Here is a 23,438-nt window from a genome sequence, read left to right on the forward strand (position 1 = left end):
CTCCCAAACGATGATGGTTGGTGCAGCTAAGGGTGCAGGATGACAGAGTTCGTCTCAGGCGCGAGCGGCTGTTTCCTTGGCTTCGCGCTTGGCGTTCAGGTCGTAAGGCGTTTCCTGGTAGACGTAGTAGTTGAGCCAGTTCGAGAAGAGCAGGTTCGCGTGCCCTCTCCATAGCGAAAGCGGCGTTTTGGACGGATCGTTGTTCGGGTAATAGTTCTGAGGCACATCGATCGCAAGCCCCTTGTTCACGTCGCGGTCGTATTCCCACTTGAGCGTCAGCGGATCATACTCCGAATGTCCGGTGACGAAGATTTCGCGCCCGTCGCGGCTTGCCACGAGATAAATGCCGGATTCCTCCGACTCGGACAAAATCTCCAGTTCCCCGATCGGCTCGATATCCTCCCGGCGCACCTCGGTATGGCGCGACTGCGGAACGTAGAAGACGTCGTCGAAGCCGCGCAGCAGCTTAATGTTCTGCTTGGCCACCGTGTGCGGGAAGACGCCGAACACCTTTTTGTCCACGGGATACTTCGGAACCCCGTAATGATGGTAAAGCCCGGCCTGGGAAGCCCAACAGATGTACATGGTCGAAGTCACGTTCTCGCGGCTCCAGTCCATAATCTGCTGCAATTCTTCCCAATAGTTAACTTCCTCGAACGGCATCTGCTCCACGGGAGCGCCTGTAATGATCATGCCGTCGAACTGCTGGTCCTTCACCTCGTCGAATGTCTGGTAAAACTGCTCCAGATGCTCCGGGGACGTATTCTTGGACGTATGGGTACGTGGGTGCAGCAGGACGAACTCGACCTGCAGCGGCGTATTGCCGATCAAGCGCAGAATCTGCGTCTCCGTCGTTTCCTTGGTGGGCATGAGGTTCATAATGGCGATTTTGAGCGGGCGGATGTCCTGGCGGACGGCGTCCTCCTCGCCCATGACGAAGATGTTCTCCTGACTGAGAATCTCCTTGGCCGGCAGATGATCCGGGATTTTAATCGGCATGGCGATCGCTCCTTCGTCTGGTTAGTAGTTGAGAAAGGCAATCAAAAAAGCCTTTCTCCGGATAGAGAAAGGCACATAGTTAAAAAATTGTCCTCTCTCATCTCTCAGAAACATGCATGTTCCTGCAAGATTTAGCACCGTGCCTGCTCGCTTATGAGCCTGTCGGTTGCCGGGTATCATCGGGCTAGTCCCTCCACCTACTCTTGATAAGAGTCTTGCGTATTCGGTTGTTTGTGTAGATGCCTCTACTTTACTGGATCCAGGCGGTTTCGTCAAGGAACAATGGGCCCTGCCGGGGCATAATTTGAACAGATCCCGTCTTGCTGGAAAAGAGGGCAAGCGGTTATACTTAGTTCGTGCTTTCGGGGCTGCCGCTCCCGGCATGGAAAAAGGGGTGAATGTGCATGGACATAGACCGATCGTGGCAAACCAACAACCATAAGATGACGTCCGCTGACCAAAGGAGAGACGGTCGGGCACTGCTCCCATGCGCTTTTTTGAACCGCCGCTAGCCGGCGATTCCATAGGAAAGCCGTTTTGCATTGTCCTGTCGTCTTCTCCTTGGCCTTAAGACAAGGAAGAAGAGGAGGGAACCGCTATGAAAGTACGCCTTGTGCAAAACGGGGTTTTTACATTAATTGATGAAGTTACGCAGGCTGCCCAGAAGCCGGACAACGGCTTTTACTGGATCGACGCCTCGATAGAAGATCTCGAGCTGCTGCAGCCGCTGTTCCATCTGCACGAGCTCGCGGTGGAGGACTGTCTGAGCGAGGAGGAGCAGCGCCCCAAGATCGAGCTGTACGATTCGCACTATTTTATCGTCATCAACAGCATCCGGTTCGACGACGAGGAGATCTTCCTCCGCGCGCTCAACATGTTCCTCGGCCCGCACTACATTATTACGATTACCCGGCAGAGAATTAACGAGATCCGCACGCTCAAGCCGATTCTGTGGGAGGAAGAGGTCCACACTCCCGACCGGCTTATGTACCACCTGATCGACCTCGTGGTGGACAATTACTTCAATGTAGCCGACCGGATCGAGGCGCGGATCGAGAAACTCGAAGAAGACATTCTGATGAACACGAAGAAGTCCCATCTGAACGAGCTGATCGGTCTGCGCAGCGAGATTCTGTGGCTGAAAAAAACACTCGGGCCGCAGAAGGAGCTCATCGCCACACTCAACAAGAAGGAGCTTAGGCTCATCGACGACGAGCTGCAAAAGTATTTCCGCGACATCTACGAAAACGCCGTGAAGATAGCGGAGGAATTCGATACGTTCCGCGATCTGATGGCGAACCTGCGGGAAGCATACCAGTCGAGCCTTTCGAACCGGGCGAACGAAATCATGCGGGTGTTCACCGCGCTTACGACCATCTTCATGCCGCTGACGTTCATCACCGGGATATACGGGATGAACTTCGAGGATCTGCCCGGCTTGCATACTCCGGGTTTCGACTATTTGGTCATCAGCCTGATGGGCTTATTGGGCCTTGGCATGTACTTTCTGTTTAAGAAGAAGGATTGGCTGTGACGGGCCTGCCGCCCGATCCTGCCGGCAGTCCGCGACCTCCCTTTCGATGACGCGCTACGGCGTGACATGACAAGGGAGGTCTTTTTGTCGTCCAAAATTCGGATTGGATTCCCGATTTTGGAAGGATATGTTACTATTCAGAGGAAAGGCCCGGGCGCATTGAAAAGCGCCTGTCGTTCAGTATGTTTCATATTGTCTTGTAAGCGCTTTACTATCGAAAGAGGAGAGGGTCAGTATGGCACATTGGAAACGCATCTCTGTCTGTCTGCTAGGTACTTCGCTTTTGCTCAGCGCATGCAGTAAGGGGGACTCGGGAAGTCCCGCTCCATCCAACTCGCCGGGAGGAACCGGCCAGGCCCAAGCTACTCAGAAGCCCAAGCTGACGCTCAATTGGTTCATAGCAGCGAACCAGAACGCCTCTCTGCCGGCAGGTGACAAGGACTTCGTCAAGAAGACCATCGAGGAGAAGTTCAACGTCGACCTCAAAATTCAGCATCTTGCACTCGGCACAGACTACACCAACAAGCTCAACCTCCTGCTGTCTGGAGGCACGCCGCCCGATCTGATGGTTACGGATGGACGGGCCTCGAACAACTACATCGTCGACCAGGTCGTCGCGGACTTGACGAAATACGTGACGCCGCAGACCATGCCGAACTATTTCAAGTACTGGACGAACGAGGCCGAGGTGAAGCAGTACCAGGTGCAAGGCGTCTACAAGCGCGCGCCGCTCGGCTTCGCCCGCCAGCTGTACACGTCGTATTACATCCGCAAGGACTGGCTGGATAAGCTGAACCTGAAGATTCCCGAAACCTACGACGAAATGATCGAAGTCATGAAGCAATTCACCTTCAACGATCCTGACGGCAACGGCAAAAACGATACGTTCGGCATGTCCGCGGCAGGCGGAGGCTCGGCGATTCCCGGTGACTTCCCCGAGTTCTACAAGCATCAGGCGTATGTCGGCTCTCTTGTCGACGGCGACCAGTACATCGACACCCGGACCGACCTCCGGATGGAGAAGGTGCTGAACGACCTGAAGAAGACGCTCGACATGAAGATCATCGACCCCGACTGGTTCCTGAACAAGGCCGGCCAGCAGATCGACAAGGCCGCTCAGGGCAAGATCGGCATCGTCATCTCCGGCGCGCGGGATGCGGCGCTGGACAATTACCCGAACAGCCTGCAGAAGAAGACCAAGGACGTCACGGGCGTCAAGACGGCCGACTGGCAGCCGTTCCACCCGTGGGCCAAGGAAGGCGTCAACATGCTGCCGGCTCCCGGCAACCCGTTCATGTTCAGCGTCAAGGCGTCCGAAGACAAGATCAAGCGCTCCGTCGAGATTCTCGACTGGCTGGCGAGCGAGGAAGGCTTCCTGCTGACGCACTACGGCGTCGAGGGCCGGGACTACAAAAAGAACGGCAACAAGATCGAAGTCGTGCCGGATGCCTACAAGGCGAACATCACGGACAACGGCAGCTTCCTCGACATCTACGGCTTCTTTACGCCGATCGAGCCGGAGGTATTCAAGTTCGAGATTATGGATCCGCGCGAAACCGACCGCGACCGCGCCATCCTGGCGAAGCTGAAGTCGTATAAGTACTACGACGCTCTCGGCACCAGCCTGACCGTTGGCCCGGGCATTGACCTCGCGGCGATGCGCGCCCAGATGAACAAGCTGCAAACGAAGATCCTGTTCGAGGAGAAGGATGCTTCCAACTGGCCGAAGTACCGGCAGGAGCTGATGACCAAATACGCCGCTAAGGAGATCTTCGAGGGTTACGCCCAGCAGGTCGGCACCGCCCGCGGCAAGACGCTCAAGTTCAAGTCGGAGAACTAGGAAGCCCGCTTAGCGGCTTCCCCCTCCCAGGCGGACGCTCCTCTCAACGATGGGAGAGGCCTCCGCTAGGAGCCCTCCGCCCAGCAAGCACCCAATAGCAAGCAGAAAACCGGCCGCTCTGAGAGCGGCCGGTTTTCTATTCTGGCGACACGTGCCGAGAGCCTTACCGCTCAGCCGCTGTCGGACAAGTACTTGCCGTCAGCGCTTCATGAACCAAGCGGCTAGACAGTAAGTAGCGATTGATTCTCATGCGGCCAGACCGGTGACGCTAGCTCGCGGCTTTGCGCCGGAACTTAAGCCGGTACAGCCGCAGCCACTCATAGATGCGAGCCGCCTCCCGGCCCTTCATCTCCTCCTCGCTATACAGCTGCTGTGCCACCGGCTTCAAGTACCGGTCGCCGAGATCCGCGAACAGCCGGTCGGCCTGCTCCAGCTCCTCCGCGGCGATGGAACTCAGCTCTCGTTCGACGAAGCCGCTGACGTCGCAGCCATCGCGGTCGAGCTCCTCCACCAGCGGAACGATCTCCCGCCGTTCCACCGACAGCCGGCGGCCGATCGCCTCGAGTCCGAGGCCTTCGCCGATCGCTTCGAGCAAGAGCCGCTTCGTCTCTCTCTTCTTCTGCTCGGCCGTCTCCCGCTTGGCCGCCTCGCGCTCCAGCCACGAGGCGAAGTCATCCGCATCCACCGCATCGTCTACCCAGTCGAGCGGATAGGTGAGCTCCCGCGGAAAGGGCTGGAGCAGCTCGAGAACGGCTGCGCCGTAGGCGCCGATCTTGTGCTCCCCGAAGCCCGGAATGCTCCGAAGCTCCTCTTCCGTCTTCGGGAGAAACGTGCCGAGCGTCTGCAGCAGGCGGTTGCCGGCCACGAGAAAGGCCGAGCGTCCCTCCTTGGCCGCCTGGTCCTTCCGCCATTGGCGAAGCACCTGATAAGCCTCCGGATTCGCGTTCTTTTCACTGTAATACTGCAGCTTCAGCGTAGGAAGATTGCGGGGCAGGCGAACGGGGCGGGGCGCTCCCTCCCGGACCAGCGGTTCGAAGCCAGACGCCGCCTTGTCCTGCATGCCGCCGCGGAAGGCTGCCAGCGCCTCCTCCCAGCGCGGCCCTTCGTACCACAGCTCCTGCACCCGGCCTCCGTCGGGCGTTGTTTCTTCCCAGCCGACTTGCCAGTCTCCCTTGCGTTCGCCGATCCGAACCTGGGCGGTCTGCACGCGATTTTCCTCCGTTTGGCGTTCCATGGTGTTACAGAATACTACCTTCATTGTCACAGCCTCCTTGCGGGCGGAATTTGGGCACGAAAAAAAGCACCTCTCGTCCCGATCAACGGGCCAAGAGGTGCTTCCTCCGTGGACTTGCTCTACCCTCAACATACCATCCCCGAAGCAAAAAGGCAAACGTTTTTTCGCCTTTTTCGCACGGTTTCGCCCGCTCCCCCGGCATGGTATCATAAGCAAAGACAAAAGTATCCGAGCCTGCCGCCCGATGCAGGCAGACGGGGAGGTTCTTAGCATGAGCTATGAAACATTCGATTATTTATACGACACTACCGAGGACACGACGACTCGCTTCGTCAGCTTTGTCGGTGAAGCCGTGAAGCGGTTCGATCTGGCCATCACATCCACGGGCCGCTTCTATGGCAAGAAGCTGGTTACCGATCTGCAGCTCGGCCGCACGGCTATACTCGGCCCCGACGATCTGGAGGAGCCCGGTTATCTCGCCCGGCTGTTCGAGCTGACCGAGGAGGAGGAGCAGGAGCTTCTCGCCTTCCTCACCCCTATCATCGGCACCGTCAACTTCACCGACCTGTAAGCGGCGGCGAACGCGTATAGCCGCGGACTGCGGGGGCACACTAGGGACGATATCCCGATTATGGAGGTGGCTCCCATGGAAGAATTCCTCGAAGAAAACAGGCTGGAGCATACCGACCTGTCCACCGTGGAATCGCAGCGTAACGATCTCGTGGCCGAGGAGTTCCCGGAAGGCCCTTACGGGATGACGCTGCCGACCGAGTCTCTCGGAAAAAGCACCCCGTGGCGCCAGGACCAGCGGCCGCCGAACCGGTTCACCTATGAAAACCGGACGCTGCATGAAGGAATGGAACGAGAGTTCCCAGAGGATCACGAGACGCATGAGGAAACGAACGAATAGCTCTAAGTCCACGCGGCTGAGCCATGGGCAGAGCGGCGCCCCTCTACGGAGTATCGCTGCCCTCCCCGGCTCTACTCCCGCCAACCGACAAGCAGCCGGATGGGGTCTCCCATCCGGCTGCCTGCGTCTGCACCGAGTCGGTCACAGCGCTTTTTCCCTGCCTTTTGCTTCCTTCCGATCTCCTTCGCGCTTCCGCAGTAGCCAGCCGATTGCGAACAAGAGGACCCCCGACGCGAGGAAAGCCATATCGTAGGCGAACTCGTTCGGATCGCCCTGCTTTACATGATGAATGCCAAGAATCTGGTGATTGACGAGTCCTTCCGCCAAGTTGAAAAACCCCGCCCCCATCAGCACTCCGCTCCCGATTTCGCGCCAGCCGCCGTGAAGCCCGCTCGTCTGCCCGATCCGCCACAAATAGAGAATGCCGGCGACGAGCACGACAATCGTGAACGCGTGGAACAGCCCATCGCTCAAGATCCGGCCATGAGAATCGGTCGGCATGTAGACGCTGTGCCACTGCAGCAGTTGATGAAAAATAATCCCGTCCAGCGCCCCCATCAGACCGATACCGAGAATGACGCCGGCCCAGATCAACCGTTTTTGTGCAGCTCCCAACTCTATCATCCTCCCTTTTCTCCCGCTGCCCGCAGTTGACAATTCTACATATGGCGGGACAGCTTCTTCTCTACCATGCTTACCCGGCGCTTCGCCTGCTATACCGGTCCAGAGCTGAACCCGCAAAAAAAGGCCTTTCGGCCCTTTTATCGCTCGTCCTTTCGGTACAAATTCAATATATCCTTAAGCGCGGCCGCAGCCGCCCCTCTCGGGCTCGAGGCTCCCCCCGTCACGGTGACCGCTCCCATCGAATCGGTCGTGAAGGTGACGCCTTTCTCCGTCCCGTGCACGCCAGCGAGCGGATGCCCCGCCGGCAGAACGCGCGGGCCGACCTCCAGCCAGACGCGGCCGTCCCGGTCCTGGTACGCGCTCGCCACGAGCTTGAGCTGACCGCCGTCCGCCTGTGCCTGCCGGATATCGGCCGGCGTGACGCCCTCGATGCCCTGCAGGCGTACATCCGCCAGCGAGGCCGCGGCGCCGAGCAGCCGGTTGGCCAGCAGGAGCAGCTTGCAGGCGCTGTCCCGGCCGCTTACATCGAGCGCCGGATTCGTCTCGGCAATCCCTCTGCGTCTTGCTTCCGCCAGCGCCTCAGCGTACGTTCCTCCCTCTTCCCGCATCCGGGAAAGCAGAAAATTCGTCGTGCCGTTCAAAATTCCCTCGATCCGCTCGATCCGGCAGCCGGCCAGACTGTACAGGCCGAGGTCCAGCATCGGCAGCGCGGCCGCCGTCGCCCCGCTGAAGCGGACGCGCACGTTCGCCCGGCGCGCTTCTTCCATGATGGCTGCCCAGGCGGTGACGAGCGCACCTTTGGAGATAGCCACAATGTCCATGCCCGCCTTCATCGCCTCCCGAAAATAAGAGAGGCCGGGCTCCCCTGTCTCCAGATCGGTCGGCGTCGCCTCGATCAGCACGTCCCCGGCGAGCGGGGCTTCGCTCCGCCAGCCCGGCTTGAGGTCCGCTGCCCGCCGCAGCCCCTCGCTGCCCTCTCCGCAGGCGAGCAGCTTGTCCGGCTCCAGGCCGTCATCGGCATGCAGCCGGATGCCCCGCCCCGCGACGGCGATCAGCCGTAGATCAAGGCCATACGCCTGCCGCAGCTCCTCCTGTTTCTCGCCGATCAGCTGGACGAACGCCCGGCCGACGACCCCGTATCCGGCCAATGCTAGATCAATCCTCATTCTGTCCCCTCCAGTCCATTCCTTTGTTGTCCCTAAACGAAAGCTCCGACGCTCCCCGCCGTTTCGAGCCGTATCGGCCGTCTAGCGGGATTTCCGCGGTTCAAGCCGAAAAAAAGAGGAGCCGGTCAGCTCCTCTTTTCTATCGGGCGTATCACACGCCGAAGTTCCGGTTAGATCTTCATGACTCCGCCCGTGCTTGCCGAGGTAACGAGCTTGGAATAGCGGGCGAGGTAGCCGGTCTTGACCTTCGGCTCGAAGCCCTTCCAGTTCGCGCGACGGCGTTCCATCTCCTCGTCGCTGATCAGCAGCTCGATCTTGCGGTTGTTGAGATCGAGCTCGATGAGGTCTCCATCCTCGACGAACGCGATTGGGCCGCCTTCCGCCGCCTCCGGCGAGATGTGCCCGATGCTGATGCCGCGGGACGCGCCGGAGAACCGGCCGTCGGTGATGAGGCCGACCTTGGCGCCGAGACCCATACCGACGATCTGCGACGTCGGAGCGAGCATCTCGGGCATGCCCGGACCGCCCTTCGGTCCTTCGTAGCGGATGACGACGACATGGCCTTCCTTCACTTTGCCGTTGGCAATGCCGTAAAGCGCATCATCCTGCGAGTCGAAGCAGATGGCCGGGCCTTTGTGGTAGCCGCCGACGGACGAATCGACCGCGCCGACCTTGATGATGCTGCCGTTAGGTGCCAGGTTGCCGAACAGGACGGCCAGGCCGCCGCGCTCGGAGTGCGGGTTGTCGAGGGTGTGGATGACGTCCGTGTCTTGAATCTCGCAGCCTGCCACATTCTCGGCGAGCGTCTTTGCGCTGACGGTGATGCGGTCGCCATGGATGGCTCCCGGCTTCTTCAGCAGCTCGTTCAGGACAGCGCTCACGCCGCCTGCATTGTGCACGTCTTCAATGTGGTAGTCCGAAGCCGGCGCGATCTTGGCAAGGTGCGGCACGCGGTTCGCCACTTCGTTGATCCGTTCGATCGGATATTCGATACCGGCTTCGTGCGCCAGAGCCAGCGTATGCAGAACCGTGTTCGTCGAGCCGCCCATCGCCATATCGAGGGCGAACGCGTTGTCAATCGCCTCAATCGTCACGATGTCGCGCGGCTTGATGTCCAGCTTGATCAGCTCCATCAGCTGAGCCGCAGACTTCTTCACGAATTCGCGGCGCTCCGGGGAGACGGCGAGAATCGTTCCGTTGCCCGGCAGCGCGAGACCAAGCGCTTCACACAGGCAGTTCATCGAGTTGGCCGTGAACATACCCGAGCAGGAGCCGCAGGTTGGGCAGCCGTACTGCTCAAGCTCGAGCAGGCCCTTGTCGTCCAGCTTGCCGACCTGGTACGCGCCTACGCCTTCAAAGACGGAGGTAAGCGAGATGGAACGTCCATTGCTGTCCTTGCCCGCTTTCATCGGTCCGCCGCTGACGAACATCGTCGGGATGTTGACGCGCAGGGCGCCCATCATCATGCCGGGAGTGATCTTGTCGCAGTTCGGGATGCAGACCATGCCGTCGAACCAGTGGGCCGCGACGACCGTCTCGAGCGAATCGGCGATAATCTCGCGGCTCGGCAGCGAGTACCGCATGCCGATATGGCCCATGGCAATGCCGTCGTCGACGCCGATCGTATTGAATTCGAACGGGACGCCGCCCGCTTCGCGGATTGCTTCCTTGACGATTTTGCCGAATTCCTGCAGATGCACGTGACCCGGAACGATGTCGATATACGAGTTACAGACCGCGATGAACGGCTTGTCGAAATCCTCTTCCTTGACGCCCGCGGCGCGCAGCAAGCTGCGGTGAGGCGCACGGTCGAAGCCTTTTTTGATCATGTCGCTGCGCATTTTGACTGGTTTAGACATACGGCAAATCCTCCTACCTTATTGAATAAGAAATAAAATGAGAGCAAGAACGTGAACGGAGCTCTATCGCAACCGGGGCTTCCGGTCCTTAGCGCTTCATTGCTTTAAATTGTATCACGTTTTGTCCGAATTGAACATTTCCTATTCTGGCAATGTCCGACAACCGGGGCTGCTGCCGAACAGCTGGCTGCGGTCTTGAGAGAACCGTCAGTCCTAAACGCGCACAAAAAATGCGGCCCATCCGGCCGCTCTTCTTCCCGTTTGCATCCTCCCAAGCGCTCCCCGTCTTCTCCACCCAGCCGCCCAAAACCGCGCGCCGGCCAACACCCGATCCTCCCCCAGAGGCATAATCGAAACCCGTTTGCCGCCACACGGAAGCAATACCTCCGTTCACTCCTCAAGGCCAATCACTTTGGATTCGTTCTCCGTCTGTTCCTTGAGGCGGTTGATCTCGTCACGAAATTTGCGCTCTATCGTCTCCTTGTTCCCGTACAAATGAAGCATATCTCCGGACGCGAGCTCTTCCTCCAGCCGGCCCATGCGAATCTTGACGTCCCCTCTCTGGAGGTACAGAAGCTGAATGTCCTCACTGGCCGGGAAGATGCTGTCTGCCCGGCTACCGACGCAGGAGGAACCCTCGTACAAATGAATGATCGTATAGAGATCGTCCTCCGACAGATACATCGTCTCCTGCACCGGCAGCTCGCTCGGCTCAAAATCCTGCTGCAGATGGTCGTGGAGCTTGCCGATGAGCGGGATGCGAATCCGCCTCATTTTCAGAAGGGCCAGCAGGAGAGCGAGCACGACCGCGGCGATTCCTATCGTGCGGAGGCCCGACCGTTCCGCAAGGATATTGCTGAGCGCAGAGATAACGACCGCAAGCGAGAACGCGCCGAACAGAATGAGGAAGCCTCCAATTTTCCGCCGCAGCGGATGCCGGAGGATGAGTTCTGCTTCTTTGGTCGTATATCCCGTACCCGTGAGCAGGGACAGCGCCTGGAAGCGGGAAACCTCCTTCTCGAGCCCCGTATACACCAAAAGCACCGTGGAGATCTCGACGACTAGAAACACGATGACAAAGTAAATAAGAATAAACAATTGTCCCGCCTCCTCTCCGTCCGCCCATTTCGCAAAAAAGTGGAGTGCCGTCTTTTCCACGGATGGCAACAGCGTACCGACTCCAGCGCAGCTCCGCTCAGATAGGCGGAGTCTGCCCTTAAAGCGAAATCTTATCTGTTTTTTACCCGTTCTGCCGACGCCGGAATCTTACCAACGGATGGACCCATTGGTAGGATGTGTAAGGCCGGAAAGAGGTATGTGCTATACTGAAAGGAATTACTAGGCATTTGCGGCCGAGCCGGCAAGAAGCGCTTCCGGCATAGCTGTCCGCTAGAACGGAACGAATGGAGGAGAGGCCGATGGAATGTCGGACAGGCTGTGCGGCTTGCTGTATCGTGGTGTCCATCTCCTCGCCCATCCCCGGCATGCCCGGCGGCAAGCCGGCCGGCGTCCGCTGCGTCCAGCTGACCGACGACAACCGGTGCCGCCTCTTCGGGCGACCGGAACGGCCGCCGGTGTGCGGTTCGCTCGCTCCTTCCGAGGAGATGTGCGGCCAGTCGAACGAGGAGGCGTTTCAGTATCTGGCGAAGCTGGAACAGGCGACCCGGCCATGAACGGATGGGGCAACCGGGGGACAATCGAAGTCGAAAGTCAGTTGAATCAGGGGACGCGGTTTCTTCTTCGGCTTCCGTATTGAGTATGTCTCCCATATCCTCAATCCCAATCGGCATCATATAAGAACTCAAATCGTTTCATGCTCACCGATGGAGGAACTTGCTTTAAGACGGCATTTCTTAATAGAATGAGCCATTTGTTTTCAAGCTGAGCGATTTGGCCGATTTGATTAGACATTTTGATAATTTTCGCTGTACGGTCTAACCGTTTTCTTTCGTATTCCTTAAATGCTGTGGCCATATCCCTGGCAGTCTCCAAGCATCTCGCCAATATGTAGGCATCCTCCATCGCTTGCCCGGCTCCTTGCCCCAGATTGGGGGTGGTCGCATGGGCTGCATCTCCGAGCAGGACAATCCGGTCAAACGCATAGTGCGGGATCGGCTTAATATCCAAAATATCGTTGCGGATAAGCGACGCGTCATCGGTTGCTTGGATGATCTGTGGAATCGGCCTATGATAATCCTTAAAGATTGAGAGCAGCTCGTTTATCCTATACTTTGCTATCTGCGGATCACGTGCCTTCGCTTTCACGCAGGCAAACCAATAGATTTGTCCGCCGGCAAGCGGAACAATGCCAAATCGTCCCTTAGGTCCCCATGTTTCCGTGGCCACATGATCATCGATCCCGATTCCGGGGTCAGAGATGACGGCCCGCCAGCACGTATAGCCGGCATATCTTGGTGTAGAACCCGGCACTAACGTTCTGCGGAACAGGGAGCCTATCCCATCCGCAGCCACTACGGCATCCGCGCGGATGGTCTCTCCATCTTCGAACGAAACGTTCACACCGTCTTGTTCCTGCACGAAATCCACGCATCGTTTATTGAAGACGATCGTTCCAGGCTTTAACGCATTCCTGAGGACAAGCAGCAGGTCTGCTCTATGGATCGTGACATTATCCGTACCGAACCGTTCGCTGACTAGAAGCGAATCCGTTTCGGTTATGACCGCCCCTTTATCGGATAGAATGATCATTTTGCGCAAAATTTTGCTATGTTCCATCATTGGCTCTTTTAGACCCAGCCTATCTAAAGCTCTCAGCGCGTTTGCACCAACCCCGAGGCCCGCTCCCGGTAATGGAAACATGGCTGCGCCTTCATACAACGTAACGTCATGTCCTCCCTGCTGTAACGCAAAGGCCGTACATAACCCGCCGATTCCTCCGCCTATGATCGCGATGTTTGCCATCCCATCTATCCTCCCTTCTTGCTCACTCCAATTCCTTCCCAAACCATCTCAAATTGGTCCAGGAACATCGAAACCGGATTCTGAACCTGATCGGGGAATGAGAGCCAATTCATAACGGTTTGAAAATAGATGGAAATCAAAAGGGACGACAAGCTTTCCGGGTCCATGTGTCCTTTTAATTCCTTTAAAGCAATGCCTTCCTTCATAATGGGAAGCAGTGCAGCTTGAAAGGCTTTGACTTGTTTGCCTTCCTGCTCCATGAGCATTTGCGAACGGAAGAGTTCAAAGTATACGACTTTTGCCAGATCGCGATTGTCTTCCAGATAAACGAACAGCTCTTTGAATATGGCTAGTAAACGTTCCTTCATGCCGGGCAAATTCGACATGCGACTAATCACTTGATGAACAACTTCCATCTGGTAGTTTCCTAAATGAAGCAAGATCGTATCTTTACTCGGAAAATAATTGTAGAACGTTCCTTTGGCAATCCCGCAAGCTTGGGTAATCTCGTCGACGGTCACCCGTTCGAACCCTTTTTCTGAACAATTGCAGGGAAGTGGCGAAAATCCGTTTTTTCAATTCTTCTTTTCTTTGTTCTCTTAACATGTGGAGACCTCTTTTGACTAAAATTTATGTTAGAAATGCGAACTAGAATAGGCCCCGTCAGACCCGCACGAAATTTATGACCGTTAGTCATTTTATGACCCGTAGTCATAAAATACTCCCGTTCCCCCTGCGGTGTCAACCACCTCGGACATAACATTTCCACGAGATCCATGCCGCCGTTATGGGTAGCAGGAACTTGCCTGCGACAAACCTTGCAGCTTTCGGATTCCACAGAGTTCGGCAAGCTTGACGATAGCGAAACAGGAAAGTTCGGAGAACAAAAAAACGACCCTGCTTCCCATTCGGGCTTGCAGGGTCGTTTTGTTGCTTGCGCAGGCAGTCGGCGGGCGCAGAGCGGCGAGCCTAGCCGATTAATTTCATCAGTCCCTTGAACTCCAGCTCCTCGAACTTCGCGATAACCTGGTGCCGGTCCATCGCCCAGCAGCAGTCCTCGATGGCGCAGACCAGCGGGACGTCGCAGCGGATGCGGGCAAGATCCCGCGACAGGTGCAGCATGTCGAGCTGGGTTTCGATATTGGTGCGGACGCCCTTGGGGAGCGATTCGAGGTTATCCAGAATCCCCTCGATCGAGCCGTATTCGAGGAGCAGCTTGACGGCCGTCTTTTCGCCGATCCCCTTCACGCCGGGATAGTTGTCGCTCGTGTCTCCCATCAACCCTTTCAAGTCGACGATCTGCGCGGGCGTAAGGCCGCGTTCCTCGAGCAGCGCGGCCGGCGTATAGACGGCATAGTTGGAGTAGCCCTTCTTCATGATAATGACATGGATGCTTTCGCTGACGAGCTGAAGCATATCGTGATCGCCCGTCAGGACGCGCACGTCATGCTCCTGTCCATAAAGGGTCGCGAGCGTGCCGATGCAGTCGTCCGCCTCGAAGCCGGCGAAGCCGACATTGGTGACACCGAAGCTGGCAACGACGTCCTTGACGAGGTCGAATTGGGGAATCATCTCTTCCGGCGGCTGGCCTCGGTTCGCCTTGTAACCGTCGAACTGCTCCGTGCGGAACGTCTTGCTCCCCATATCCCAGCAGCAGATGACATGGGAAGGCGCAAAGGTATGAATAGCGTCCAAAAAATAGCGCACAAAGCCGTACACCGCGTTAACGGGCAGACCGGCGCTCGTCTTCATGATATACCCGCTCGACGAAGTGGCGTAATAAGCCCGGAATAGAAGCGCCATGCCGTCGACCAGAAGCACGGTATGGCGGGAAGTTGTCGTCTCGTTCACTGCATTCTCTCCTAAACTAGCGTTTCTTCCAGTATACCATACTTGCCTAGGAGAGATGGCGGCCCCGTAAGGAACCGCTAGCGCAGCTTACCGGCGTTCTCGAGGAGACGACTGGCCGTATCGCGAGCACGTCCCGCCGGGCACACTTGCCGTCGGCACGCGTCCAAGCACAAAAAAACCGCCTCCCCACGGCCGGGCGGCCGGGAAGGCGGTCCCCCTCGGAGGGGGCGGGCGGAGGGAGAAGGGCGGATCGCTTGACCATCCACGCGGAGCGGGAGGGCCGGATTGACCGGATCCGGCTTTTCGCTGCCGGTGATTCGTTGACGACTGACGGCCAAGCAGGCTTGCTGTCGGATCGGGCGACTGCCGAGGAGTCAAGCCGCGGGGATCGTGAATGTTGCGGATGCTGCGCTATCCGATTCCAGGATGGCGACGCGTTACGCGTGGGCTGGCGTTCCGGTTTTGCCGGCGGGCTTGCCGCCTTCGTCCTTGGCGTGGGTCAGCTTGCGCCATACGGTCTTCAGGTAAGGCATCAGGTAGAAGTCGACGCCGAATTTGCCTGCGTTCATGCCGGCCATGAAGACGATACCGCCGAGGAGGACGAGCCAAGGGTTCGTGCTTACGGTGCCCGCGAACAGGAACATGAAGTTCATCAGGAGCCCGAAGAAGGCGGCCGCGGCGGTCAGACAGCCGAGGAGAAGGCCGAGTCCGACGAGGAATTCACCGAGCGGGATCAGGAAGTTGAACAGCTTGGCGTTCGGCAGGGCGAATGTTTCCAGGAACGCGTGGAAGGTCGGGTAGACGAGTTCTTTCGTCGCCTTATCGGCGACCGGGTTGGCTACAGCGTTTTTCAGGAAGCCGGTGGCGTCGAAGCCTCCGGTCAATTTATGCCAGCCTCCGGTCATCCATTCGTAACCGAGGTACAGTCTTACGAACAGCAGCAACCCGGCCGCGTAGCGGTTTTCTCTCAGCCATTTCATCATGTTAACCATCTCCTTGTTTGATTCGGACAACGTCTTTCTGCCGGTGCCGCGCGCTCTTCCGGTTAGAGGCGGGATCTTGGCGAGTCCGGATGGTGCTCCGCTTGCTTCGGGTCCCTCACAGCCCGATCCAATCGTGGACTTGGTGAATGTTTTCACATGTTGTAGAGCGTCTAGGAAAGTCGTTGTCTTCCATGTCTTTACTATATAGGAAGTCTGCTCCCTGTGCTGTGATAAAAATCACAAAGTAGCGAACTTTCTCTTTTTTTATTCGGATATCGTTCTTCCCGATCTCCCAGTGGCTCTTCGCGAGCATCTCTCTCTCCCATGCGGCCCACCGCCTACAATGGCTCACTGCCTGTGGCGCCAGGCTTTGCTTCCGTACGCGCCAAAGAGCCGCCTGCATATGCAGGCGGCTCCACACCGACTCGGGGCGATTAGCGCTCCTTCTCTTCCTTGTACAGCAGCGCGCGAACCGCAAACTTCGGCAGCACGAGCTGCCGTCTCCAGCGGGAAGGCTGGTTCAGCAGCCGGTACAGCCATTCCAAGTTCGCCTTCTGCCAGAAGACGGGTGCCCGCTTCACCTTGCCGGCGAGCACGTCCAGACTGCCACCGATGCCCATCGCCAGCTTGGCAGGCAGCTCCGCTTTGTAGCGGTAGATCCACTCCTCCGCCTTCGGCGCGCCGAGCGCCACGAGCAGAACGTCGGGTCTGGCCGCCTGAATGTCCCGCACGATCGCTTCGTCATCCTCCGGCTTGAAGAAGCCGTTGCGTCTGCCTGCAATGCGGACGTTCGGGTAGCGCTCCCGGATCGTCTCCGCCGCTTTGACGCTCGTCTCTTCGTCGCAGCCGAGCAGATAGAACGACCAACCCTTGCGGTTGCCGGTCTCGAGCAGCCGCATCATCATATCGTAGCCGGTCACCCGCTCGGGGAGGCCATTGCCCTTGACCTGCGATATTTTGACGATGCCGATGCCGTCCGCCGTGATCAGCCCGGCCTCGTCGACAATCGCGCGCAGCCGCTTGTCGTGCTGGCTGGACATGACGATCTCGGGATTAACCGTAATGACATGAAACAGCTTTTCGTAAGGCCGGTCAATGACCTCCTCCAATATGTGAACGGCTTTCTCGAATGTCAGCTTGGGGAATGGAATTCCCATAACGCTAGCGTATTCTTTCACTGCTACACACCCACTTTTTCCATACTGGGAACGGACTTATTATAACAAGGCTCGGCCAAAAAGGCACGACCCTTCCGGCGAATCTCCGAGTATCCATCCAAAACGGTCGAGCCGGAGGTGCTCGACGGTCCCCCGTCCGGTCTTGGCCGGTGCGGCATGAGACGAGAAAGCGGGGCCGGGCCTTCCGCCTGCCGTTAGCAAACAAAAAGCCCGCCGTCCTGGGACGGCGGGCTTTGAACAGGTAGTAACGAGGGTGAGCACCGCTCGGCCGAGGAGCCGCATCGCCGCTCGAAGCGGCGGCGTTCGATGGTCCGATCAGCGCTCGACCTGCAGCGTCGGCGTTCGGCGGTCCGAGTCGCTTGACCGGGCATCGGCCTCGCATGCGCCTGCCTGCAGCTTAAGGCAGTGCCAGCTTGCCCATCACGGTTTCCCGCGACGCCCCGGTCGCCGCCGGCAGGTTGTTCGGAATGCCGTGGATCAAGTTGTTCGCGAAGAGAGCGAAGATCATCGCTTCCTTGGCGTCCCCCGAGATTCCCATCGCATCCGAGCGGCCGATCGTCTGATCGGGCAGCAGCTCCGCGAGCATGCGCAGCAGCGTCGCGTTATGCATGCCTCCGCCGCTTACGATGACGTCCTGGACGGCCATCGCGGGGAAGACGAAGTCCCGGTAGCCGTCTGCGATCGAGCGAGCGGTGAACGCTGTGAACGTGGCGACCGTATCCGCCGCCGACAAGCCGACGGCCGCGGCACGGCCGAGCCATTCGGCGGCGTACGCCTTGCCGAACGCCTCGCGGCCCGTCGTCTTGGCGGGCGGCCGGCGGAAGTACGGATGGCGCAGCATCTCTTCGAGGAGCGCCGCATCCGCCTTGCCCTCCGCCGCCCAGGCCCCGCCGTCGTCGTACGTCTTGCGGCCGCCGGACAGTTGGTAAACCGCCTGGTCGATCAGCATGTTGCCGGGGCCGGTATCGAAAGCGATGACCTCCTCCGGGCGGCCGGCGGCGGGAATTGCGGTGCAGTTGCCGATGCCGCCGATGTTTTGCGCGATACGCCCGCGGACCGGATCCCGGAACAGGATGAAGTCCGCGTACGGCACGAGCGGCGCCCCCTGTCCGCCAACCGCCATATCGGCGGTACGGAAATCGCCGACGACCGGCAGGCCGGTCTCCTTGGCGATGACCGACAGGTCGCCGATCTGAAGCGTCGAGCGAACGAGGTACGGATCGTTCGCATCGTCCTCGGGGATGTGCCAGATTGTCTGGCCGTGGCTCGCGACGAGGTCGATGTCCGCAAGCGCCAGTCCCGCTTCGGCCACGACTTTGCGCACCGCGTCCGCGAACCGGGCACCAAGCAGGAAGTTCATCGCGCAGACGCGGTCGGTGCCGGAGCGGTCGGGCGTGCACAGCTCCTTCAGCTTCTCGCGGAGAGCGTCGTCGTACGGCTCCGTAGCGAACTGGACGAGCTCGATACGCGATGCGTCTCCTGCGCCGTCGATCCGGACGACCGCCGCGTCGATGCCGTCGAGCGAGGTGCCCGACATGAGGCCCACTACGAGCTTGCTCGGCTTGGAGGAGAGGGAACCGATCATCTCCGGATCCCTCCCCCTGCGGCGTACTCGCCGATCGTCACCGGCAGCGTGCCCCGCGGCGGAATCCCGCCCGCCAGCACCCGTGCGGCGCTTGCCAGAGCGAGCGGCCGGCTCTCGTAGGCGAGCAGGTAGGTGCCGACCTCCGGGAATGTCAGGAGGTCGTAAGGGCAGCGCAGCGCGACGACGGCGAGCGGCTTGCCGAGCGCTTGCAGCGCGCGGACCAGCTCAGCCTGCTCCGGCTGGAAGTACGCGTTGTACGTCGCGACGACGAGCCGCTCCGCCTGCGCCGCGCGCTCCAGCAGCTCCTCACGGCGGGCAGCGATATCCGCCATCGCGACGGCGAGCTCCTCCGCCGGGACGCCGGCTTCCCGCAGCGCCCGGCCGAGCGACAGCGGCGCCGCCAGCTCGTCGTCGGCGACGGTGACCGCCTCCGGCGAGACGCCGATGACGAGCGTCCCGGCGCCCGCGGGCAGCGGCACCAGGCCGCCGGCATCCTTGACGAGCGTCACGCTCGCCTCGCTGATCGCGCGGGCCGCCGCCAGATGCTCGGCGCAGCCGACCTCGCCCAGCGGCAGCGGAGCTTCCGCAGCGGGCGCCTCCGCGCCTGCGGCCGTTTCACGCTCCGCCGGGCCGCAATCGTCCGCTTGCCCGGCTTCGGCTTCCGCGCCCGCCTCTTCGGCTCTCAGAATGCCACGCCGCTCCTTGAGCGCAAGCAGCCGCTCGACCGAGCGGTCGATGCTCGCCTCGGAGATGCGGCCGGACCGCACCGCCGCGAGCAGCGCGTCGATCGCGCCGGTCTGCAGCTCATGCGTATGGCTGACGAGCACCGCGTCGGCTCCGGCCTCGACGGCCATGACGGCAGCCTCTACCGTGCCGTACCGCTTGGAGATGGCGTGCATCTCCATGCAGTCGGTCATGATGACGCCCTCGTAGCCTAGCCGCTCGCGCAGCAGCCCTGTCAGGACGGCGCGGCTCAGCGTGACCGGCAGGCCGCCCGACTCGTAGGCCGGAAAGTGGATATGCGTCGACATGATCGCGTCCACGCCTTCCGCGATGGCCCGGATGAACGGCGGCAGCTCCACCCGTTCGATCCGCTCGCGGTCGTGCGGAATGACCGGCAAATCGAGGTGAGAGTCCACGTTGGTGTCGCCGTGTCCCGGAAAATGCTTCGCCGTCGCCGCCACATTCGCATCCTGCAGGCCGCGGATCGCATTCGCACCGTAGGCTGCCACGAGCTCGGGCGATTCGCCGTACGAGCGGACGCCGATGACCGGGTTCGCCGGGTTGTTGTTCACGTCGAGCACCGGCGCAAAGTTCAGGTTGATGCCGAGCGCCCGCAGCTCCCGCCCGGTGAGGAAGCCCGCCGTATAAGCATGCTCCGGGCGGCCCGCGGCGGCTATCGCCATCTGGCCCGGGAATAGCGCCACGCCCTCCGTTAGCCGGGCGACCATCCCGCCCTCCTGGTCGATCGTCACGAGCAGCGGCAGCGTGCCCGAGGCAGCCGCCTCGCCCTGCAGTTCTTCGCTCAGGGCGGCGACCTGCCCGGGCGACGCCACGTTGCGCGCAAAATAAATAACGCCGCCGATCCGGCGCTCGGCGATGAGCGCGCGGATCTCGGCGGAGACCTCGGTGCCGGAGAAGCCGCACAGCACGAGCTGGCCGACCTTCTCCTCCAGCGACATTGACCGGATGTCCATCGGGTTACTCCTCTCCATAGAGCAAATACGGCTGTCTGGTGCGGCTCCACTCCTCGGCGTCGCGCCTCCACAGCTCGATGATCCGCTCGAGGCCTCCCTCGGTGTGCAGCTGCGTCCGCACGAGGTCGCTGCCGGTCAGCAGATCGATGAAGCAGGGACGGCCTTCCTTAAACGGCGGCAGCCAGGCGAAGTCGTCCGGATGGAGCTGCTGAATCGCCTTCAGCATATGAAGCGCCGTCTCGGCGGGACGGTACGTCTGCCGGTCGGTCACGAACAGATGAACCCCGCCGCAGATCGCTCCCTGGTGCTTCGAGAAGGTGGGCGTGAAATACATCGGGCAGAACCCGACGCCCGGAAGCCCGAGCGCGTTCAGCCGGTCGCTGAGCGCCTGGCCGTCCAGCCAGGGAGCGCCGATGAGCTCGAACGGCTTGGTCGTGCCGCGACCCTCGGACAGATTCGTGCCCTCGAACAGGCAGTTGCCTGAATAGACGCGCACCGTATCCATGGTCGGCATATTGGGGGACGGAAAGATCCACGGCAAGCCTGTGTCCGTGTACTCCATTCCGCGCGTCCAGCCCTCCATGGCAAGCACAGTCAGCTGTACCGGTTTGGTCAGCTGGTCATTCAGGTAACGGGCGAATTCCCCGATGGTCAGTCCCGTGCGGAACGGAATCGGCCAGGCGCCGACCATCGACTGGTACCCGTCCTGCAGAAAGCCCCCTTCGCAAACGACGCCCCCGAGCGGATTGGGGCGGTCGAGTACGATCAGCTCCTTGCCGTGCTCGGCGCACGCTTCCATCGCATAGACGAGGGTGGACAGGTACGTATAGAACCGGACGCCCAGGTCCTGGATATCGAAGATAAGGGCGTCAATCCCCTCCAGCATGTCGCCGGTCGGCTTCCTGGTCTTGCCGTACAGGCTGTACACCGGAATGCCCAGCCGCTCGTCGGTCTCGTCCTCGAACGTGACGCCGGCCTGCCGTTCTCCGTTAATACCGTGCTCGCAGGCGTATAACGCCGTCAGGCGAGCCGTAGGCAGGCTCGCACATACATCGACGACCGATAGAAGATCGGCCGTTCTCCCGGTCGGGTTGGTGAGAAGCCCGATCCGCTTGCCGGCAAGCTCAGCCGGCTCCTGCTGCCGGAGCCGGTCGGCCCCTGTCCATACCTTGCTTGCTGCCATCGTCATTTCTCTCACGCCTCCTTGCCGGCGAACCCGAAGCTGCGGTCCGTCAGCGTCCATTCTGGCTCCCGTACGCCTTCCTCTTCCTTCTCATCCTCGGGGAACAGGTTGCGGGTTGCCATATTGAGATAAATGCCTGCGATGCCAGCGTACTGGAAGGCGAAGCCGACCACCGTTACCGCCAGAATCACCGTCAGGCTGACCAGCTGAAAGAACACGCCGAACGTATAGCCCGGCTTGGATACGAACAGCTTCACGCTCTGTCCCATCGCGCGGAAGATGCCGACCTTCTGCTGCACGACCAGCGGCAGCGCATAAACCTGAGAGACGATCACCATGGCGACGAAATACGTCTGGAAGATGGCGACTCCGAAAGCGATCATGCCTTTGCCGGAGCCGTAATACCACCACGACGAGTAGAGGATGAGGGCGAACAGTGCGATGCCGAGGCCGAAGACGAGGCCCGCACCGAAATGCTTCGCTGCTCCCTTCAGGACGTGCTTCACCCGTCCCTTCTCTCCTTCCAGCATCCGGTGGCTCGCATCGAATACGCCGAGCAGAAGCGGCATGTAAACGAGCGGCAGAAGCGCGAGCGCCAGCCCTAACGGCAGGAAGAAGACGACCGGCACCAGGATGAGCGAGCTGACGATGCTGAACAGGGCAACCGGGATAATCTCCCGGTAGACCGCCTTCGCTGTGTTCGCCACGATTTCGTGCAATTTGCGCATGGGACCTTCACACCTTTCTGTTATGACAATGCGATCCGCTGGGTGGTCTCTGGATCGAAGAAGTGCAGCTTGCTGATGTCGATGACCAGTCTCTTGCGTTCGCCGAGACGGGCGATTGTTTCCGGATGCACGCGGGCGGTAACCATCCGCGAGCCGACCTTGAAGTACAGCAGATTGTCCGCTCCGAGGTTCTCAATTACCTGAACCGTTACATCCATTGTATGCTCCTTGGAGACTGTGTGGGCGAATTCTTCGCCGTACAGATGCTCCGGACGGATGCCGACAATGATCTTCTTGCCTTCGTAGCTCTTCAGCCCGTCTGCAACCGCCTGCGGCAGTGCGATCTGGGCGCCCTCCACGAACGCCTTGCCGTTCTCGATCGTCGCATCCATGAAATTCATGGCGGGCGAGCCGATGAAGCCGGCGACGAACATGTTGTTCGGCTTGTTGTACAGCTCGGTCGGCGGCGCGATCTGCTGGATGATGCCGTTGCTCATGACGACGATCCGTTCGCCGAGCGTCATCGCCTCGACTTGGTCGTGGGTGACGTAGACGATCGTCGCTCCCAGCCGTTTGTGCAGCTCGGCGAGCTCGACACGCATCTGGATCCGCAGCTTGGCGTCCAAGTTAGAGAGCGGCTCGTCGAACAGGAAGACTTGCGGGTTCCGGACGATCGCCCGGCCGACCGCGACGCGCTGCCGCTGTCCGCCGCTCAGTTCGCGCGGCTTGCGCTCGAGCAGCTCGTCGAGACCGAGAATGGACGAAGCCTGCTTCACCTGCTGCTCGATCTCGGCCTTGCTCTTCTTCAGGTTCTTCAGTCCGAAGGAGAGGTTCTCCCGAATGGTCATGTGCGGATAGAGCGCGTAATCCTGGAACACCATCGCGATGTCGCGATCCTTCGGATGAAGGTCGTTCACGATCCGGTCGCCGATGATGATGTCCCCGCTCGTTTGTCTCTCCAGTCCCGCGATCATACGCAGGGAGGTGGTTTTGCCGCAGCCGGACGGACCGACGAATACGACGAATTCTTTATCTTCAATGACGAATTCGGAGTTCTCCACGGCGGTGAAGGTTCCTTTTTTCTCGTCTACAAATTCCTTGCGTACATTGTTGAATACTACGCGTGCCATCTCGTCTTCCCCCTT

The 23,438-nt window shown here is 59.8% G+C and carries 21 protein-coding genes, 1 pseudogene and 1 riboswitch; of the genes and pseudogenes, 5 read left to right on the top strand and 17 right to left on the bottom strand.

The window, feature by feature from the left end; genetic code table 11:
• Positions 1-54: 54 nt before the first annotated feature.
• A complete protein-coding gene (metA, locus tag KJS47_RS09825; protein ID WP_213524705.1) occupies positions 55-999 on the bottom strand; it encodes a homoserine O-acetyltransferase MetA in 945 nt (314 codons plus the stop codon).
• Positions 1,000-1,093: 94 nt separating this feature from the next.
• Positions 1,094-1,212: riboswitch (SAM riboswitch) on the bottom strand.
• Between the two features lie 385 nt (positions 1,213-1,597).
• On the opposite strand from metA, the gene corA reads away from it, so the two are divergent.
• Both corA and KJS47_RS09835 read left to right on the top strand, forming a co-directional pair.
• Positions 1,598-2,533: a magnesium/cobalt transporter CorA gene (corA, locus tag KJS47_RS09830; RefSeq protein ID WP_213524706.1), complete on the top strand. Its 936-nt coding sequence runs from the start codon at positions 1,598-1,600 to the stop codon at positions 2,531-2,533.
• A 235-nt stretch (positions 2,534-2,768) separates the two neighbouring features.
• Positions 2,769-4,373 (top strand): type 2 periplasmic-binding domain-containing protein, encoded by a 1,605-nt coding sequence (locus KJS47_RS09835; RefSeq protein WP_213524707.1) that lies wholly within the window; start codon positions 2,769-2,771, stop codon positions 4,371-4,373.
• Positions 4,374-4,641: 268 nt separating this feature from the next.
• Here the strand turns inward: KJS47_RS09835 and KJS47_RS09840 are convergent, their stop codons facing one another.
• Positions 4,642-5,631 (bottom strand): HRDC domain-containing protein, encoded by a 990-nt coding sequence (locus KJS47_RS09840; protein ID WP_213524708.1) that lies wholly within the window; start codon positions 5,629-5,631, stop codon positions 4,642-4,644.
• Between the two features lie 247 nt (positions 5,632-5,878).
• Here KJS47_RS09840 and KJS47_RS09845 point away from each other — a divergent pair, with 247 nt between their 5' ends.
• The gene (locus KJS47_RS09845; RefSeq protein WP_213524709.1) at positions 5,879-6,178 is read left to right on the top strand and encodes a DUF3055 domain-containing protein; all 300 of its coding nucleotides are present in this window, start codon (positions 5,879-5,881) and stop codon (positions 6,176-6,178) included.
• A gap of 75 nt (positions 6,179-6,253) precedes the next feature.
• Complete coding sequence (locus KJS47_RS09850) at positions 6,254-6,517, top strand: hypothetical protein (RefSeq protein ID WP_213524710.1); 264 nt, start codon at positions 6,254-6,256, stop codon at positions 6,515-6,517.
• A 141-nt stretch (positions 6,518-6,658) separates the two neighbouring features.
• Here the strand turns inward: KJS47_RS09850 and KJS47_RS09855 are convergent, their stop codons facing one another.
• From KJS47_RS09855 to KJS47_RS09870, 4 genes are all read right to left on the bottom strand, one after another.
• Positions 6,659-7,132, bottom strand: coding sequence for a DUF2243 domain-containing protein (locus KJS47_RS09855; protein WP_249716218.1), 474 nt, complete (start codon positions 7,130-7,132; stop codon positions 6,659-6,661).
• Positions 7,133-7,278: 146 nt separating this feature from the next.
• Positions 7,279-8,307 carry a homoserine dehydrogenase gene (locus tag KJS47_RS09860; protein ID WP_213524712.1) on the bottom strand — a complete coding sequence of 343 codons (1,029 nt, stop codon included), beginning with the start codon at positions 8,305-8,307 and terminating at the stop codon, positions 7,279-7,281.
• 170 nt (positions 8,308-8,477) lie between these two features.
• The gene (ilvD, locus tag KJS47_RS09865; RefSeq protein ID WP_213524713.1) at positions 8,478-10,166 is read right to left on the bottom strand and encodes a dihydroxy-acid dehydratase; all 1,689 of its coding nucleotides are present in this window, start codon (positions 10,164-10,166) and stop codon (positions 8,478-8,480) included.
• A gap of 390 nt (positions 10,167-10,556) precedes the next feature.
• Positions 10,557-11,264 (bottom strand): hypothetical protein, encoded by a 708-nt coding sequence (locus KJS47_RS09870; protein ID WP_213524714.1) that lies wholly within the window; start codon positions 11,262-11,264, stop codon positions 10,557-10,559.
• A gap of 320 nt (positions 11,265-11,584) precedes the next feature.
• Here KJS47_RS09870 and KJS47_RS09875 point away from each other — a divergent pair, with 320 nt between their 5' ends.
• A complete protein-coding gene (locus tag KJS47_RS09875) occupies positions 11,585-11,839 on the top strand; it encodes a YkgJ family cysteine cluster protein (protein ID WP_213524715.1) in 255 nt (84 codons plus the stop codon).
• 100 nt (positions 11,840-11,939) lie between these two features.
• Here the strand turns inward: KJS47_RS09875 and KJS47_RS09880 are convergent, their stop codons facing one another.
• From KJS47_RS09880 to KJS47_RS09925, 11 genes and pseudogenes are all read right to left on the bottom strand, one after another.
• Complete coding sequence (locus KJS47_RS09880; protein ID WP_213524716.1) at positions 11,940-13,088, bottom strand: FAD-dependent monooxygenase; 1,149 nt, start codon at positions 13,086-13,088, stop codon at positions 11,940-11,942.
• Between the two features lie 5 nt (positions 13,089-13,093).
• Complete coding sequence (locus KJS47_RS09885; protein WP_283772072.1) at positions 13,094-13,504, bottom strand: TetR/AcrR family transcriptional regulator C-terminal domain-containing protein; 411 nt, start codon at positions 13,502-13,504, stop codon at positions 13,094-13,096.
• Positions 13,505-13,531: 27 nt separating this feature from the next.
• A pseudogene (locus KJS47_RS24255) lies at positions 13,532-13,618 on the bottom strand (TetR/AcrR family transcriptional regulator); the annotation flags it as partial.
• Between the two features lie 439 nt (positions 13,619-14,057).
• Positions 14,058-14,939, bottom strand: a complete 882-nt coding sequence (locus KJS47_RS09890; protein ID WP_213524718.1) for a 5'-3' exonuclease — start codon at positions 14,937-14,939, stop codon at positions 14,058-14,060.
• Between the two features lie 437 nt (positions 14,940-15,376).
• The gene (locus tag KJS47_RS09895; RefSeq protein ID WP_213524719.1) at positions 15,377-15,922 is read right to left on the bottom strand and encodes a DoxX family membrane protein; all 546 of its coding nucleotides are present in this window, start codon (positions 15,920-15,922) and stop codon (positions 15,377-15,379) included.
• 434 nt (positions 15,923-16,356) lie between these two features.
• A complete protein-coding gene (locus KJS47_RS09900; protein WP_306433020.1) occupies positions 16,357-17,079 on the bottom strand; it encodes a WecB/TagA/CpsF family glycosyltransferase in 723 nt (240 codons plus the stop codon).
• Between the two features lie 418 nt (positions 17,080-17,497).
• Positions 17,498-18,685, bottom strand: a complete 1,188-nt coding sequence (locus KJS47_RS09905; RefSeq protein ID WP_213524721.1) for an anhydro-N-acetylmuramic acid kinase — start codon at positions 18,683-18,685, stop codon at positions 17,498-17,500.
• On the bottom strand, positions 18,682-20,382 hold the full coding sequence (gene nagZ / locus KJS47_RS09910; RefSeq protein WP_213524722.1) for a beta-N-acetylhexosaminidase: 1,701 nt from the start codon (positions 20,380-20,382) through the stop codon (positions 18,682-18,684). The genes KJS47_RS09905 and nagZ overlap by 4 nt, the downstream gene beginning before the upstream one ends.
• 4 nt (positions 20,383-20,386) lie before the next feature.
• Positions 20,387-21,571 (bottom strand): exo-beta-N-acetylmuramidase NamZ family protein, encoded by a 1,185-nt coding sequence (locus KJS47_RS09915; RefSeq protein ID WP_306433021.1) that lies wholly within the window; start codon positions 21,569-21,571, stop codon positions 20,387-20,389.
• 5 nt (positions 21,572-21,576) lie between these two features.
• Complete coding sequence (locus KJS47_RS09920; RefSeq protein ID WP_213524723.1) at positions 21,577-22,293, bottom strand: DUF2189 domain-containing protein; 717 nt, start codon at positions 22,291-22,293, stop codon at positions 21,577-21,579.
• 20 nt (positions 22,294-22,313) lie between these two features.
• Positions 22,314-23,423 carry an ABC transporter ATP-binding protein gene (locus tag KJS47_RS09925; protein WP_213524724.1) on the bottom strand — a complete coding sequence of 370 codons (1,110 nt, stop codon included), beginning with the start codon at positions 23,421-23,423 and terminating at the stop codon, positions 22,314-22,316.
• Between the last annotated feature and the right edge of the window lie 15 nt (positions 23,424-23,438).

The organism is Paenibacillus sp. J31TS4 (assembly GCF_018403265.1).
In the GTDB taxonomy this organism is placed as follows: domain Bacteria; phylum Bacillota; class Bacilli; order Paenibacillales; family NBRC-103111; genus J31TS4.